The organism is Streptomyces griseus subsp. griseus, from assembly GCF_003610995.1.
Classification (GTDB): domain Bacteria; phylum Actinomycetota; class Actinomycetes; order Streptomycetales; family Streptomycetaceae; genus Streptomyces.
Genome location: NZ_CP032543.1, coordinates 6,970,423 through 6,984,173, shown reverse-complemented (window position 1 = coordinate 6,984,173; position 13,751 = coordinate 6,970,423). Strand labels below are relative to the sequence as shown.

Sequence of the window (13,751 nt, the reverse complement as noted above, 5' to 3'; positions counted from 1 at the left end):
TCCCAGGGGTCCGGGCCTCGTCGTGGAGCGGGCGGGCGCTCAGCTCGCGGGCTTGATGTTGTTGTTCGTGTGGAAGAAGTTCGCCGGGTCGTAGGCGGCCTTGATCCGGGTCAGCCGTTCGAAGTTGGTGCCGTACGCGTCCTCGATCCGCTCGGCGGAGTCAGCGCCGAGGTGGTTGGCGTAGACCGCGCCCGTGGTGTACGGCAGCAGCTCGGCGTACACCTTCTCGGTCCACTCGACGGCCTCCTCGTCCTTGGCCGGGTCGGTCCAGGAGGTGAGGATGCTGGTCAGATAGCCCTCGCGGTGCAGGAAGGGGGTCTGCTCCGCCGGTACGTTCGACATCACCCCGCCCATCAGGCCGCCGCCGACCAGACTGCGTTCGGACGGCGCGTTGACGAAGCCGTCGGCCAGGATCCGGAGCGGCTCGTCGCGGAGTTCGGGCAGCAGGAAGGAGCGCGGGTAGTAGCGGTGGCCGGCGACGGTGTTCTCGTCCAGCATCCGCTGCACCGCCACATAGGGCATCAGCCCGCAGTGGTCGAGGAGCGCGCCGGTGCCCAGCCCCCGCATCTGGTCGATCAGGCTCTCGGTGGAGTCGTCGGGGGCCGCGTGCACGAAGCCCAGGCCGATCGCCGGCTCGCCGCCGGGGGCGGTGAGGAAGGCGAAGGAGGTGGTCAGCTCGTCGGGGGCGCTCCGGTTGAACTCGTCCAGCCGCCGGGCCACTTGGACGGTCTGGTCGATGGGGTAGGCGAGCAGGCCCGCCATGCAGTCGCCCTGCGGGTGGAGGTCGAACTCGAAGCGGGTGGCCACACCGAAGTTGCCGCCGCCGCCCCGGATCGCCCAGAAGAGGTCGGGGTGCTCCTCGGCCGTGGTGGTCACCAGCCGGCCGTCGGCGAGGACGAGGTCGGCGGAGACGAGGTTGTCCACGAGCAGGCCGCGGTAGCGGGCGAGCCAGCCGAGGCCGCCGCCGAGGGTGAGCCCGCCGATGCCGATGTAGGACTCCTGGGAGCCGGTGACGGCCAGGCCGAAGCTGGTGGTCTCGGCGTCGACGTCGCCCTGTTCGAGCCCGGGCTGGACGACCAGGCGGCGCCGGGCGGGGTCGACGTGGATGCCGCGCAGCCGCGAGGTGTCCAGCAGCAGGCCGCCCTCGACGGTGCCGGTCCCGGCGAAGCAGTGGCCGCCGCCCTTGATGGCCAGTTCGATGTCGTTGTCGCGGGCGAAGTCGACCACCTTGACGACGTCGGAGGCACCGTCCACCTGGACGATGGCCCCCGGGCTCTTCTGGAAGTAGCCGTTCCAGATCTGCTTGCGCTCGTCGTAGTCGGCGTCCTGCGGGGTGATGGTCCGGCCCCTGATCGCCTCACCCAGCTCCGCGAGCCTGGATTCCGGGATGGCTGTGCCGGTCGCGGTGACGAGTCCCACGTCAGTCCTCCTCATGGGGTTGGCGGGTTCGGCCGGCGCACGCTGGTGCGAGGGGGCCGATCGACTCAGAACGTACGGCGGCCCGGTGGCCCGCGACACGGGGGTGAAAGAGGGTGGAAAGGCGGCCCGGCCCCCGTGGCGCGCTGGCTAGGGTGGCGAACATGTCTGTACTCCGCGCGATGCCCCTGCTCACGGTGAGCGATCTCGACTCCGCAGTGGCGGCCCATGTCCGGGTCACCGGGATGGAAGTGATCATGAATCACGGCTGGATCGCCACCCTCGCCCCGCCCACGGACCACTCCGTGCAGGTCAGCCTGATCACCAAGGACCCCACCGGGCCGGTGAACCCCGCGGCCTCCATCGAGGTCGAGGACCTGGAGGCGGCCCTGGAAGGGGCCCGTTCCGCCGGTCTGGAGATCCTGTACGGACCGGCGGACGAGGAGTGGGGCGTACGGCGGTTCTTCTACAGGGACACCGACGGCAACGTCGTCAACGTCCTCGCCCACCTCTGACCGCCATGTCCCCCGCCTTCCGCCCCACCGCCTCCCGGCCCGGCCTCGGCACACCGCCCGCCCAGCGGGGAGCCTCGACCGCCGAGGGGTCCGCGCAGGCCTTCTCCGTACGGCTCTTCGGCGCCGGGCTCGCCTCGGCCGAGCTGATGACCTGCTTCCTCGGCCTGGAGCTGGGCCTGTACGACGCGTTGCGCCGCACCGGCGCGGCCACGGCCGCCCGGGTGGCCGAGGAGAGCGGTCTCGACGCCCGGATGGTCCGTGAGTGGCTGGAGCAGCAGACCTGCGCCGGCGTACTCACCGTCGACCGGCCCGACGTCCCGCCGGAGGAGAGGCGGTTCACTCTGCCGCCGGCCCACGCCGAGGCGCTTCTCGACGCGGACAGCCCGAACTGGATCGCGCCGCTGGTGGTGATGCCCATCGGCGGCATGGCGGCCGTGCTGCCGCAGCTGGTGGAGGCCTACCGCGATCGTCGCGGCCTCCCCTACGCGGCGTACGGCGAGGCGCTGCGCGGCGGTCAGGCAGGCCTGAACCGGGGGGTCTTCGAGCACCATCTGCCCGGCTGGATCAGCCGCCATCTGCCCGACGTCGAGGCCCGGCTGCGGGTGCCCGGCAGCAGCATCGCCGATGTGGCCTGCGGGTCGGGCCTCTCCACCCTGGCGCTGGCCCGGATGTTCCCCGACGCCGAGGTGCACGGACTCGACCTGGACGAGGCGTCGATCCGGGACGCCGAGGCCAACCTGGCCGCCACCGACCCCGCCGAGGGGCTGCGTGACCGGGTGCGCTTCGGCGCGGGTGACGCGGGCGAGGCCGGTCCCGCGGGCCACACCCTGGTCTGCGTGTTCGACGCCCTGCACGACATGTCCGCCCCCGTCGACGTACTGAAGGCCTGCCGTCGGCTGCTGGCCCCCGGGGGCGCGGTGCTGCTGATGGAGCCGTCGGTCGGCGAGCGGTTCACCCCGGCGGCGCCGGACAGCGAACGCTTCCACTACGCCGTCAGCGTGCTGCACTGCCTGCCGGTCGGGATGAGCCGGACGCCGAGCGCGGCCACGGGCACGGTGATGCGCCCGGAGACCGTCCGCGCGTACGCCGCCGAGGCGGGGATGGACGCCCGGGTGATCGACGTGGGGCACCCGTTCCACCGGCTGTACCGGCTCACGGCGCGCTAGCCGGTCGCGACCGTACGACGGCGGCTCCCGCCCTCCGCGAGGGGGCGGGAGCCGCCGTCGTACGGGAGGGGTCAGGGTGCCTCCGGCCGGTCCTCGGAGAGGCGGCGCGAACCGCGCGGGACGCCGACCTTGCCCGAGCGCAGGTAGTCGGCGACCAGCGCGTTGACCTCGGTGGGCTTCTCCAGCAGGGAGGCGTGCCCGCAGTTGCGGATCTCGGTGTACTCCGCCGTGGGAATCAGCTCCGCCAGCTCCCGCGACAGATGGCGGGGCGCGACGATGTCGTGCTCCATCCCCACGACGAGCAACGGCACCCGGACCTTGGCCACTTCCTCGTCGGAGGGCCGGAAGGCGGTGCTCGCCTCGGCGTGGCCGATGGCGCCGTGGCCGCCCGACTCCGCCAGGCCCGCCAGCCCGTCCAGGTAGGGGGCGATGAACTGGTCGCGGTTGAGCGCGCGCGGCCCGAACAGGTACATCGCCCGGAAGGCGCCCTCCAGCAGGGCCGGGACCTTGTGGCCGTTCTTCAGCCGGTCCACCGCCTCGGCCTGGATGGCCTGCTGGAGCTTGCCGGGCTTCCACGGCACCCCGATGAGCGCGGCCCTCTCGATCAGGTCGGGGCGCCTCATCGCCAGGTCCAGCAGGATCATCGCGCCCACCGAGTAGCCGATGTAGGTGCAGGGCCCCAGCTCCAGCGCCTCGTTGAGGGCGGCGAGGTCCTGTCCGAGCAGCTCCACGGTGTACGGCGGCGGGGTCTCCTCCGACGGATGCACTCCGCGCAGGTCGAAGGTGACGACGCGGTAGCCGGCCTTCGTCAGCTGCGGCACCTGCATGGTCTCGAAGAGGGATGCCTGGTGCTGCCCGGGCACGAGGACGACCACGGGGCCGTCCTCGGGACCGTAGAAGTCGTAGCTCAGCGTGACGTCCGTGGGCAGGGTGATCTTCATGGTGTTCCCTTCTGAGGGCGCTCGGCCGGCGACCGGTGTGTGGGCGCTCAGCCCGCGACCAGGCGCTCGAAGTCCTGACGGGTGGGTCCGACGTGGGCGCGTCGGAGGTCGGGGTGCTCGCGGAGGAAGGCGAGCACCCGGCGGGCCACCTTGCGGTCCGCCATCAGCTCGGCGGGGGTGAGCAGCATGTGGTAGACCCGCTCGGCGGCGATGCGGACGTGCTCGTCGTCCTCGCGCAGGACGGCCAGGGCGGTGAGGACGCGGGCGGTCAGCGATTCGTCGTGCGGTCCGTCGGCGAGTTCGGCGAGCCGGGCGGCGTCGGTGGCGACCTGCTGCTCGAACCACTGCCCCAGGCACCGGTCGGTGCGCTCGTGGGTCTCCAGCGCCCAGGCGGCGGGCTCCTGGTCGAGTCGGTCCAGCTGGTCGGCGACGGTACGGGCGTGGGCCAGGCCGAGCGAGACGCCGCGGCCGAAGGTGGGGTTGGTCTGGACGCAGGCGTCGCCCACCAGGGCGAAGCCGGTGACCAGCGGGGCGCCGTCCGCCTCCAGTGACCGGTGGCGGTTCTCCAGCCCGGCCATCGGCATCGGGTCGCCGACCGGGGCAGCCCCGTCCAGCCACGCGCGGACCGGGGCCACGCTGGCCAGGAAGCGAAGGTAGACCGTGCGGTCCAGCAGCCTCGTCCGGGCGGGGTCGTGGGAGGCCACGGTGGTGGAGAGGTGGAAGCGGCCGTTGTCGCCCGGGAAGGCCAGCACGGTGGCGAAGTCGAGTTCGTGGACCACCGGGGCCCGCAGGGACGGGAAGCGTCGGCCCTCGCCCAGTGCGAACTCCTGGGCGACGTAGGAGAATCCGCACGCCTGGGCCGTCTCCCGGGGTGCGGTGCCGCCGATCGCGGTCAGCCATGCGGCGGCGGTGGATCTGCGGCCGGTGGCGTCCAGCACGACGTCGGCGGTCACCTCCCCGGTCTCCGCGAGGCGGACCCCGTACACCCGGGGGACACCGTCGGGCGCCCCGGCCGAGAGCAGGCCGGTCACCTTGTCGTGCAGCAGCGTGACCGCCGGATCGGCGGTGACCCGGCGCCGTAGCGCGGCCTCGAAGACCAGTCGGCGGCTCAGCAGGCCGAGTTCACCGTCGCCCGTCTCCAGGGTCACGGGCACCGCGCCCCGGCCGGTCAGGTCGGCCAGCACCTCGGGGCACTCCTGGCGGAGCACGCCGATGCCGAGGCCGAGCAGGGCGTGCCCCTGGCGCGCGTGCGGCACCCCGCGCCGCTCCCAGTCGGCCACCTCGGTGTGGGCGTCGCCCTCCGGGGGCGGGCCGTCCCGTTCGGCGAGCACCACCCGGTGTCCGCGGCGGGCGGCGAAGGCGGCCAGCCCGAGACCGGCCACCCCGGCGCCCAGCACGACGATGTCCGCCATGGTCAGCCACGCCTCATCAGCGCCGTGAAGCGGCGCGTGGCCACGACGGTGCACACGGTGGTGATGCCGATCGTCCAGGCCGCGGTGCCGAGCACCGGCGCTGTCAGCGCCCCCTGCGAGGAGAGCCCGGTCAGTGCGTCGGCGGCCAGCGAGACCGGGTTGACGCTCACCGCCGGACGGATCCACTCCGGGAATGCCTCCAGCGGGACATAGCCGGTGGACATCAACGTCAGGACCAGTGTGGGCATCTGCACGTAGCGCACGATGATGCCGGGGTGCTGGGCGACGAGCGCGACGGCGACCGCAAGCGCGCTGCACATCATCCCGAAGAGGGCCACGATCCCGAAGAAGCCGAGGACGGCCGGCAGCCCCTGGGAGAACCGGAAGCCGACGGTGTGGGCGACCAGGGTGACCAGGACGGCCACCCCCATGATCCGTACGAAGTCGCCGCCGATCCGCCCGAAGACGTACGCCCGCATGTCCAGCGGCATCGCGCGCAGCCGGTCGAAGACCCCGCTGCGGATGTCGCTCCACAGGGCGATCGCGGTGGTGAGGATCGAGGAGAACGCCGTGGTGAGGACGATCAGCGGGGCCAGCCGCCGTACGTAGTCGACGTCCTGGGTGTCGCGGACCAGCACGCTGAAGGCGGCCAGCAGCATGAACAGTTGGAGCAGCGGGAAGGCGACGGTGACGATGAGCATCATCCGGTTGCGGACGAACTGCCGGATCACCCGGCCGCCGATGATCACGGAGGCGCCGAGCAGCGTGGTCGGTTCGGGCGAGGGGGGCGGCGCCACCGTCGGTGCCGTCGGTCCGGGCGTCTGCACGGTCATCGGATGGCCACCTTCCGGAACGCGGCGGTCGTGGTCCATGAGAAGAGGGCGATGAGCCCCACCAGCCAGGCCAGGCCGGGCAGCGTCGCACTCCAGGTCAGCTCGGCGGTGGAGAGGGCGCGCAGGGTGTCGATCACCCCGGAGACCGGCGAGGCGGCGACGATCGGCTGGAGCCAGCCGGGGAAGAGGCCGGCCTCGACGAAGCCGGTGGAGAGCACGAGCAGCGGCAGGTACGGAAGGTGGAGCACCGCGCTGAGCGCCTCGGCGTTGCCGATGCGCAGGGCGATGGTGGCGGTGGCCAGCGACAGGGCCACCGCGAAGGCCACGGCGACCACCACGAAGCCGAGGGCGGCGAGTGCACCTCGGTCGAAGCGGAAGCCCGCCAGGTGCCCGGTGAGGGTGATCACGACCGTGCAGAGCAGGCCCTGCAACGCCACCACGGTCAGGTGCGCCAGGCTCATCGCCCGCATGTCGACCGGGCTGGTCAGCAGCCGGGCGAAGACGCCGCTGGTGCGGTCGGCGGAGAGCTCGGTGGCGCTCCCGATGGCCACGAACATCAGCGCCTGCACCAGGACGGTGGCGGTCACGAAGCGGCCGAAGCCGATGCCCCGCTCGTCCAGCATCCCGGCGAAGGTGCAGTAGAAGATGGCGTAGAAGAGCAGTGGCTGCACCACGGTGGCGACCAGGCCGCCGCGTGAGAAGGAGCGGGCGCGCACCCGGTCGAAGAGCACCTCGAAGTCGTGGCGCCAGCCGGGCGGTTGGCCCGGGGCCGGCTGGGTGCCGGGCCGGGTGGCGAGGTCGGGGGCGGCGCTCATCGGGTGGCCTCCTTCTCCAGCGGCTCGGTGAGCGCGAAGAAGACCTCGTCCAGCGTCGGCCTGGTCACCTCGATGTCGGCGATCCGCAGCCCGGTCCGGTCCACCCGGCCGATCACCGTCCCGAGGTCCTCCGGCTGCGACATGGGGACGGTGACCTTGTCGCCCTCGGCGGCGACGCCCGGCAGGTCGCTGAGGGCCAGCCGCACCGCCTCGGTGTCGGCGCCGCTGGTCATGGTGAGCCGGCACATGACGCCGCCCACCTCGCGCTTGAGCTCGTCCGACGAGCCGTCCGCCAGCACCCGGCCCTTGTCGATGACGACGATGCGGTCGGCGAGCTGGTCGGCCTCCTCCAGGTACTGCGTGGTGAGCAGGACGGCCACGCCGCGAGCCGCCTCGTCCCGGACCATGTCCCACAGGAGCTTGCGGCTGCGCGGGTCCAGGCCCGTGGTCGGTTCGTCGAGTACGAGCACGGGCCGGGGGACGACCAGGCTGACGGCGAGGTCGAGGCGGCGGCGCATACCGCCGGAGAGGTAGCCCACCGGGGCGCGGGCCGCCTCGCTCAGCTCGAACCGCTCCAGCATCTCCCCCGCCCGCCGCTGGGCCTCGCCCCGGCCCAGCCCCAGCAGCCGGCCGAAGAAGACCAGGTTCTCGTGCGGGCTGATCTGCTCGTCGAGGGCGGCGAACTGACCGGTGACGGCGATGTTGGCGCGGACCAGGGACGGGTCGGTCCCGGGGTCGTGGCCGAGGACGCGGACGGTGCCGCCGTCGGGCCGCAGCAACGTGGTGAGGCAGTTGATCAGGGTGGTCTTGCCCGCGCCGTTGGGGCCGAGCAGGCCCACCACGGTTCCGGCCGGTATGCGCAGCGAGACGCGGTCGAGTGCGGTGTGTTCACCGAATCGCTTGGTGAGGTCCGTCAGGGCGATCGCCTCGGTCATCGTGGCTCCTTCGTCACGTCGTGCTCGGGTGGGTGGTGGCGATCACGACGGGGTCCTGACCTCCACCTGGCTCAGGACGTAGGCGAGTACCTGTTCCGTGGTCTGGATGGAGCGGCCGGTCTTCTCGTCGATCGGCGGGAGGTCGAAGTCGTCCTCGATCGCGAACGCCATCTCCAGCAGGGCGAGGGAGTGGAAGCCGAGGTCCTCGACCAGGCGCATGTCTCTTCCCGCGTCGAACCGCTCCCGTTCGGGGGCGAGTTGCTCGATGATCGCGAGCACGGTCTCGCGCACCTCTTCACTGGAGTAGGACATGGGTTCTCCTGTTCTTCGGCCGGTCAGGCAGGTGTGTCGGTGGCGGTGGGCACCGCGTCGAAGGCGTGTTCCTGGCTGAGGCGCTGCCACAGCTGCCGGCGGCGGCTCTTGCCGCTGCTGGTGCGCGGGATCGCGCCGCGCGGCACCTGGGCGACATGTCTGCGGGTGCCGGGGCAGGCGGCGGCGAGCACGTCCCCGGCGACCCCGGCGGCACGGGAGTCGAGATCCTCGAGGACCGCCACCGCGTGCGGCCGGCCGCCGGCCTCGCCCAGGACGACGCAGACCCTGCTGAGGTTGAGCCCGGCCTGCCCGAGCATCAACTCGACGTCCTCGGCGAAGAGCGGACGGGCGTTGACCTTGACGCTGTCGCCGAGCCGGCCCAGGACGTAGAACTCGCCGTCCAGCTCGAAGGCGACGTCCCGGGTGAGGAGCCGGCCGTCCTCGAACGCGGTGCCCGAGCCGGGGGGCGATGCGAGGTAGCCGTCGGCCAGCGAGGTTCCGGTGACGACCAGTTCGCCGACGTGGCCTTCGGGCAGCGCCCGCCCGTCGTCGCCGGCCACCTGCACCGTCAGGCCCTCCAGCGCCTCCCCGCAGCCGATCACCTGGACGGTGTCGTGGGTACGGTCGTGCTCCGGGGCGTCGGCCAGGAGGCGGACCCGGGCCCCCACCCGCAGGTCGTCGCGGTGCACCCGGACCACGCGCGGGGTCCGGTCGACCGGCACGCCGGTGACGGCGAGGGTGCTCTCGGCCAGCCCGTAGGCCGGGGTGAGGGCCGCCGGGGCCAGCCCGTGAGGCCGCATCAGTTCGGTGAAGCGGCCAACGAGTGCGGGGTCGACGCGTTCGGCCGCGACGATCACGGCCCGGGTACGGGAGAGGTCGGCGCCTTCGAGGTCGGCGGGGCCGATCCGGTCCACGATGCGCTGGAGGCCGAAGGCCGGGGTGGCGGTGATCGTGGCCGGCTGGGCGACCCGTGCGGCGTCGAAGCGCGTGAGGTACGCCAGCGGGTGGCGCAGGAAGGTCTCGGGCCTGCACACGGCGAGCCGGTTGTTGCCCGAGACCGGCACCACCAGGCAGCCGATGAGTCCCATGTCGTGGTGCATCGGCAGCCAGGAACACCAGGAGTCGTCGGGTCCGGCCTTCTCCCAGGCGCGGATCGCGGCGGTGTTCGCGTCGAGTGCAGCGTGGCCGACCTGCACCCCGCGCGGCCGTCCGGAGCTGCCCGAGGTGAACTGGACGAGCGCGCGGTCGTCCGGGGTGCGGCGGCCCGGGCCGGCGGCGGCGAGCTGTTCCAGGAGCAGTACGCGGGTACGCAGCCCGGCCTCGGCGAGGACCTCCACCAGGTGGTCGTGGTGGACGGCCTCGACGACCACGGTGTCGGCGGCGACGGCGGTGACGACGGTGCGGATGTGCTCGCGGCCCGCCTCGCCGGAGACCCGGGTGGGCGGTGCCAGGACGCTCACCACGCATCCGGCGGCCTGCACACCGTAGAAGGCGGCGATCAGTCCGGGGCCGGTGGAGCAGAGCAGCGGTACGACCGCCCCACGGGGCACGCCCTCCTCGATCAGCCCGCCCGAGATCCGGACCGCCGTGGCGGCGATCTCGGAGTAGGGCCGGTAGACGCTGGACGCCTCGTCGAACATCTCCACCCCGGTGTCGTCGCGGGGCGCGTCGAGCCAGCTCAGCGTGTGGGGTCGGCTCATCTACCACTCCTTAGCGGGGCGCCGGGGGCCGGAATCTCCCCGGCGACGCTGGTGACACTAGGAGCGATCGCCGAGGCGGCCGTCGTCTCTTTCACGGCTCTGTCCGTCTTCGGCCGGATCGCCGGGCGGCCCGGAACACTGGCGCCCATGGATGAGTTCACGCCGTGGAGCGACGAGGACGCCGCCCGCTACCGGGCCGCCGGGATCTGGCGGGGGGTACCGCTGGGCGACGCGCTGACCGCCGTGGCCGGGACCGCCCCCGACCGGACGGCCGCCGTGGACCGCCGACGCCGTATCACCCACGGCGAGGTACGCGCCGAGGCGGACGAGATCGCGCGCGGGCTGCTGGCCGAGGGGGTGAGCCCCGGGGACCGGGTCGTGGTCCAGCTGCCGAACGTGATCGAGTTCCTCACCGTCACGGTGGGGATGTTCCGGGCGGGCATCATCCCGGTGCTCGCGCTGCCGGGGCACCGGGACAGCGAGGTCCGGCACCTGATCGCGGCCTCCGACGCGGTCGGCTATGTCACCGCCGACCGCTTCCTGGGCTTCGACTACCGCACCCTCGCCCGCCGGGCGTCCGCGCTGCCGGGGGTACGCACCGTGATCGTGGCGGGCGACGGCGGGGAGCTGCCGTCGCTGGACCGGGTACGGGCCCGGGGCGCCGGGGCCGGGCCGCTGCCGGAGGTCGATCCGTCGGGCGTCGCGTTCCTGCTGCTCAGCGGTGGGAGCACCGGGAAGCCGAAGCTGATCCCCCGGACGCACGACGACTACCTCTTCAACATCGCCGCCTGTGCGGAGGCCCTGGGGTTCGGCGCCGACAGCGTCTACCTGGCCGCGAACCCGGCGGCGCACAACGCGGCCCTGGGGTGCCCTGGCGTGCTCGGCGCGCTGCTGGTGGGCGGCAAGGCCGTCCTGGCCGCGAGCCCCTCCCCCGACGAGGTGTTCCCGCTGGTGGAGAAGGAGGGGGTCACCCACACCACCGTGGTGCCCGCCCTCGCGGCGCTGTGGTCGCGGGCCGCCGCGGCCCGGCCCGTCGACATGAAGGGGGTCGTCCTCCAGGTCGGCAGCTCCAAGTTCGACCAGCAGGCGGCGGGCCGCACGCAGTCCGCGCTCAACTGCCGGATCACCAACTGGTTCGGCATCGGCGAGGGGCTGCTCACCTACACCCGCCTCGACGACCCGGAGGAGGTGGTGCACGGCACCGAGGGCAGGCCGCTCTCCGGTCTCGACGAACTCCGCCTGGTCGACGAGGAGTTGCGCGAGGTTCCGGCGGGCGCGGTGGGCGAGCTGGTGACGCGCGGCCCGTACACCATCAACGGCTACTGGAACGCGCCCGCGGCGAACGGCACCTCGTTCACCCCCGACGGCTTCTTCCGCACCGGCGACCTGGCCCGGCTCACACCCGAGGGCAACCTGGTGATCGTCGGCCGCGCCAAGGATGTCATCAACCGGGGCGGGGAGAAGGTGTCGGCCGACGAGATCGAGGGGCATCTGCGGAGCCACGAGGCCATCGACGACGCCGCCGTGGTCGCCCGGCCGGACGCGGAACTCGGCGAGGCCGTCCTGGCGTTCGTGGTCCCCGGCCGCCAGGCGGAGCGGGCGCCCACGCTGGTGGAGATCAAGCGGTATCTGGCCGGCCAGGGGTTGGCCGCGTTCAAGCTGCCCGACGAGGTCCGGGAGCTGCCGGTGCTGCCCCGGACCCCCGTGGGCAAGATCGACAAGGTGGCGCTGCGGGCGACGGTGGCCTCCGGTTGATCCGTATGCTGCTGCCGGCGTACGCGGTGGCCCGGGAGACCATAGGTGAGCTGACCGGCCCGGAGCTCTTCGGGGCCGAACGGCGGCAGGCGGCCAGTGCGTTGCCGCTGCGGCTGGCCGAGTACGGAACCGTCCGGCGGCTGGCCCGTGGCTGCCTGGCAGAACTGGGCCACCCGCCCGTGCCACTGCTGCGCGGTGCCGACGGGGCGCCCCGGTGGCCCGCCGGGACGGTCGGCTCCCTGACGCACTGCCGGGGCTACCGGGCGGCGGCGGTGGCCCGGACCCGTGACGCCGACGGGCTGGGCATCGACGCCGAACCGCGCGCCCCGCTGCCGCCCCGGGTGCTGGACCAGGTGGCCTCGGCGGCCGAGCGGGCCCACCTGGCCGAGCTGGCTGCGGGCGGTTCGGATGTGCCGTGGTGCCGGCTGCTCTTCAGCGCCAAGGAGGCGTACTACAAGGTCTGGTATCCGGCGATGCGGTGCTGGCTGGGCTTCGACGACGCCGAGGTCGTCCTCGCCCACGGCCGCCACTCCGGCGGTTTCGTGGTGCGGCCGGTCCCGGGCGGCGCCCGCCGGGTCCGCCGGGACGACGCCGCGTTCGACCCCGCCGCCACCGGCTTTCCGGCCCTGCGGGGGCGCTGGGCCGCCGGAACCGGCACCGTGGTCACCGCGATCGCCGCACCGGCCGGTTCGCTCCCCCGCCCGGGTCAGGCGGGGCGCACCGCCACCGGCAGGCCGCGGTGGGCCCAGTAGGGGAAGCGGAAGCCGCCCTCGCTGGGCTCCCAGACGCCCTCACCGGCCGACTCGATGTCCGCGAAGCGGGCGACCAGCCGCTCGAAGACCACCGCCCCCTCGACCCGGGCGAGCGCCGCGCCCAGGCAGTGGTGGATACCGCCGCCGAAGCTGAGGTGCGGGTTGGGCGACCGGGTCAGGTCGGCCCGCGCCGGATCGGGGAACACCCGCTCGTCATGGTTGGCGGAGGCGAGGAGCAGCACCACCACCCGTCCCTTGCGGATCGTCAGGCCGGCGATCTCGATCGGTTCGGTGGCCAGCCGGGTGGTGGCGTGGATGGGCGCGTCGTAGCGCATGAACTCCTCCAGCGCGCTGGGGACGATGCCCGGGTCGGCCCGCAACTGCCGCTGGGTGTGGGGCTGGTGGACGAAGAGGTCGCCGCCGGTGGCGATCGCGTTGGTGGTCGTCTCGAACCCCGCGTAGTAGACGAACAGCGCGTTGTCGATGATCTCCTCGTCGGTCAGCGGCTCCTCGCCGTCCTTGACCGCGGTGAGCATCCGCGACAGCAGGTCATCGCCCGGCCGGCGCCTGCGCTCGCGGACCAGCCCGGCCATGTACTCCCGCAACTCGACCACGGCCCCGTGCGCCTCGCGCCGCTTGTCCTCCGAGATGAAGACCGCGAACGCCTGGGCGAGCGAGGTGGACAGGCGGGCGATGTCGTCACGGTCGGCGCGCGGGATGTCCAGCAGCTCGCTCATCACCATCATCGGTACGGGCACGGCCAGATCGCGTACGAGGTCGAAGCGGCGCTCCTCGGCGAACCGGTCCAGCAGCCCGTCGACGAGGAGCGCGATGGGCTCGCGCAGGCCGCGGATCATCGCCGGGCTGAGCGACTTGGTGAGCAGCCGGCGCAGCCGGGTGTGGTCGGGCCGGTCGCGGTCGACGACGATGCGCCGCAGATAGTCGTTGGCCGGTCCTTCGCCCACCGAGACCGCCTGGTACTCCTCGGGGAACTCCCGGCCCAGCCGGGGGTCGCGCAGCAGCGCGGAGACCTCCTCGTGGCGGGGGAAGACCCACTGCCCCGGTCCGCCCCGGCAGACCGGGCCGTAGGCGCGGAGGCGGCGGTAGACCGGATAGGGGTCACGCACCGCCCGCGCGTCGTCCAGCAGGAAGCGCGGCATGTTCAGCACCGTGTTCATCGCTGCGTCACCTCCCGGCAC

Annotated in this window: 13 protein-coding genes; 4 read left to right on the top strand and 9 right to left on the bottom strand. The window is 73.1% G+C overall.

Features of this window, described 5'->3' with window-relative positions:
- Nucleotides 1-39: 39 nt before the first annotated feature.
- Nucleotides 40-1,419 carry an FAD-binding oxidoreductase gene (locus D6270_RS31245; protein ID WP_109162360.1) on the bottom strand — a complete coding sequence of 460 codons (1,380 nt, stop codon included), beginning with the start codon at nucleotides 1,417-1,419 and terminating at the stop codon, nucleotides 40-42.
- A 161-nt stretch (nucleotides 1,420-1,580) separates the two neighbouring features.
- Between D6270_RS31245 and D6270_RS31240 the strand changes: the two genes are divergently transcribed.
- On the top strand, nucleotides 1,581-1,931 hold the full coding sequence (locus D6270_RS31240) for a VOC family protein (RefSeq protein WP_225977000.1): 351 nt from the start codon (nucleotides 1,581-1,583) through the stop codon (nucleotides 1,929-1,931).
- A 5-nt stretch (nucleotides 1,932-1,936) separates the two neighbouring features.
- On the top strand, nucleotides 1,937-3,097 hold the full coding sequence (locus D6270_RS31235) for a class I SAM-dependent methyltransferase (protein WP_109162361.1): 1,161 nt from the start codon (nucleotides 1,937-1,939) through the stop codon (nucleotides 3,095-3,097).
- 71 nt (nucleotides 3,098-3,168) lie between these two features.
- Here D6270_RS31235 and D6270_RS31230 read toward each other — a convergent pair whose 3' ends face one another.
- Genes D6270_RS31230 through D6270_RS31200 form a run of 7 tightly spaced genes read right to left on the bottom strand, consistent with a single transcriptional unit; the run spans nucleotide 3,169 to nucleotide 10,045 of the window.
- Nucleotides 3,169-4,038, bottom strand: a complete 870-nt coding sequence (locus D6270_RS31230) for an alpha/beta fold hydrolase (protein WP_109162362.1) — start codon at nucleotides 4,036-4,038, stop codon at nucleotides 3,169-3,171.
- Nucleotides 4,039-4,085: 47 nt separating this feature from the next.
- The gene (locus D6270_RS31225) at nucleotides 4,086-5,450 is read right to left on the bottom strand and encodes an NAD(P)/FAD-dependent oxidoreductase (protein ID WP_109162363.1); all 1,365 of its coding nucleotides are present in this window, start codon (nucleotides 5,448-5,450) and stop codon (nucleotides 4,086-4,088) included.
- A gap of 2 nt (nucleotides 5,451-5,452) precedes the next feature.
- Nucleotides 5,453-6,283, bottom strand: a complete 831-nt coding sequence (locus D6270_RS31220) for an ABC transporter permease (RefSeq protein ID WP_109162364.1) — start codon at nucleotides 6,281-6,283, stop codon at nucleotides 5,453-5,455.
- Nucleotides 6,280-7,098, bottom strand: a complete 819-nt coding sequence (locus D6270_RS31215; protein ID WP_109162365.1) for an ABC transporter permease — start codon at nucleotides 7,096-7,098, stop codon at nucleotides 6,280-6,282. The genes D6270_RS31220 and D6270_RS31215 overlap by 4 nt, the downstream gene beginning before the upstream one ends.
- Nucleotides 7,095-8,033 carry an ATP-binding cassette domain-containing protein gene (locus tag D6270_RS31210; protein ID WP_109162366.1) on the bottom strand — a complete coding sequence of 313 codons (939 nt, stop codon included), beginning with the start codon at nucleotides 8,031-8,033 and terminating at the stop codon, nucleotides 7,095-7,097. The genes D6270_RS31215 and D6270_RS31210 overlap by 4 nt, the downstream gene beginning before the upstream one ends.
- A 42-nt stretch (nucleotides 8,034-8,075) precedes the next feature.
- The gene (locus D6270_RS31205) at nucleotides 8,076-8,345 is read right to left on the bottom strand and encodes an acyl carrier protein (protein ID WP_109162367.1); all 270 of its coding nucleotides are present in this window, start codon (nucleotides 8,343-8,345) and stop codon (nucleotides 8,076-8,078) included.
- A gap of 23 nt (nucleotides 8,346-8,368) precedes the next feature.
- A complete protein-coding gene (locus tag D6270_RS31200; protein ID WP_109162368.1) occupies nucleotides 8,369-10,045 on the bottom strand; it encodes an AMP-binding protein in 1,677 nt (558 codons plus the stop codon).
- Between the two features lie 147 nt (nucleotides 10,046-10,192).
- Here D6270_RS31200 and D6270_RS31195 point away from each other — a divergent pair, with 147 nt between their 5' ends.
- Entirely contained in the window at nucleotides 10,193-11,800 is a 1,608-nt protein-coding gene (locus D6270_RS31195; RefSeq protein ID WP_225976999.1) for a (2,3-dihydroxybenzoyl)adenylate synthase, read from the top strand.
- A 5-nt stretch (nucleotides 11,801-11,805) separates the two neighbouring features.
- Entirely contained in the window at nucleotides 11,806-12,552 is a 747-nt protein-coding gene (locus D6270_RS31190; RefSeq protein ID WP_225976998.1) for a 4'-phosphopantetheinyl transferase family protein, read from the top strand.
- On the opposite strand, the gene D6270_RS31185 is transcribed toward D6270_RS31190, so the two are convergent.
- The gene (locus tag D6270_RS31185) at nucleotides 12,507-13,730 is read right to left on the bottom strand and encodes a cytochrome P450 (protein WP_109162371.1); all 1,224 of its coding nucleotides are present in this window, start codon (nucleotides 13,728-13,730) and stop codon (nucleotides 12,507-12,509) included. The two genes, D6270_RS31190 and D6270_RS31185, sit on opposite strands and share 46 nt — an antisense overlap.
- Nucleotides 13,731-13,751 lie beyond the last annotated feature (21 nt).

Bases quoted from the DNA above. Each gene is read 5' to 3' on its own strand.
- D6270_RS31200 (WP_109162368.1), bottom strand. From the start codon at position 10,045: ATGAGCCGACCCCACACGCTGAGCTGGCTCGACGCGCCCCGCGACGAC.
- D6270_RS31225 (WP_109162363.1), bottom strand. From the start codon at position 5,450: ATGGCGGACATCGTCGTGCTGGGCGCCGGGGTGGCCGGTCTCGGGCTG.
- D6270_RS31195 (WP_225976999.1), top strand. From the start codon at position 10,193: ATGGATGAGTTCACGCCGTGGAGCGACGAGGACGCCGCCCGCTACCGG.
- D6270_RS31220 (WP_109162364.1), bottom strand. From the start codon at position 6,283: ATGACCGTGCAGACGCCCGGACCGACGGCACCGACGGTGGCGCCGCCC.
- D6270_RS31230 (WP_109162362.1), bottom strand. From the start codon at position 4,038: ATGAAGATCACCCTGCCCACGGACGTCACGCTGAGCTACGACTTCTAC.
- D6270_RS31190 (WP_225976998.1), top strand. From the start codon at position 11,806: ATGCTGCTGCCGGCGTACGCGGTGGCCCGGGAGACCATAGGTGAGCTG.
- D6270_RS31240 (WP_225977000.1), top strand. From the start codon at position 1,581: ATGTCTGTACTCCGCGCGATGCCCCTGCTCACGGTGAGCGATCTCGAC.
- D6270_RS31215 (WP_109162365.1), bottom strand. From the start codon at position 7,098: ATGAGCGCCGCCCCCGACCTCGCCACCCGGCCCGGCACCCAGCCGGCC.
- D6270_RS31205 (WP_109162367.1), bottom strand. From the start codon at position 8,345: ATGTCCTACTCCAGTGAAGAGGTGCGCGAGACCGTGCTCGCGATCATC.
- D6270_RS31235 (WP_109162361.1), top strand. From the start codon at position 1,937: ATGTCCCCCGCCTTCCGCCCCACCGCCTCCCGGCCCGGCCTCGGCACA.
- D6270_RS31210 (WP_109162366.1), bottom strand. From the start codon at position 8,033: ATGACCGAGGCGATCGCCCTGACGGACCTCACCAAGCGATTCGGTGAA.
- D6270_RS31185 (WP_109162371.1), bottom strand. From the start codon at position 13,730: ATGAACACGGTGCTGAACATGCCGCGCTTCCTGCTGGACGACGCGCGG.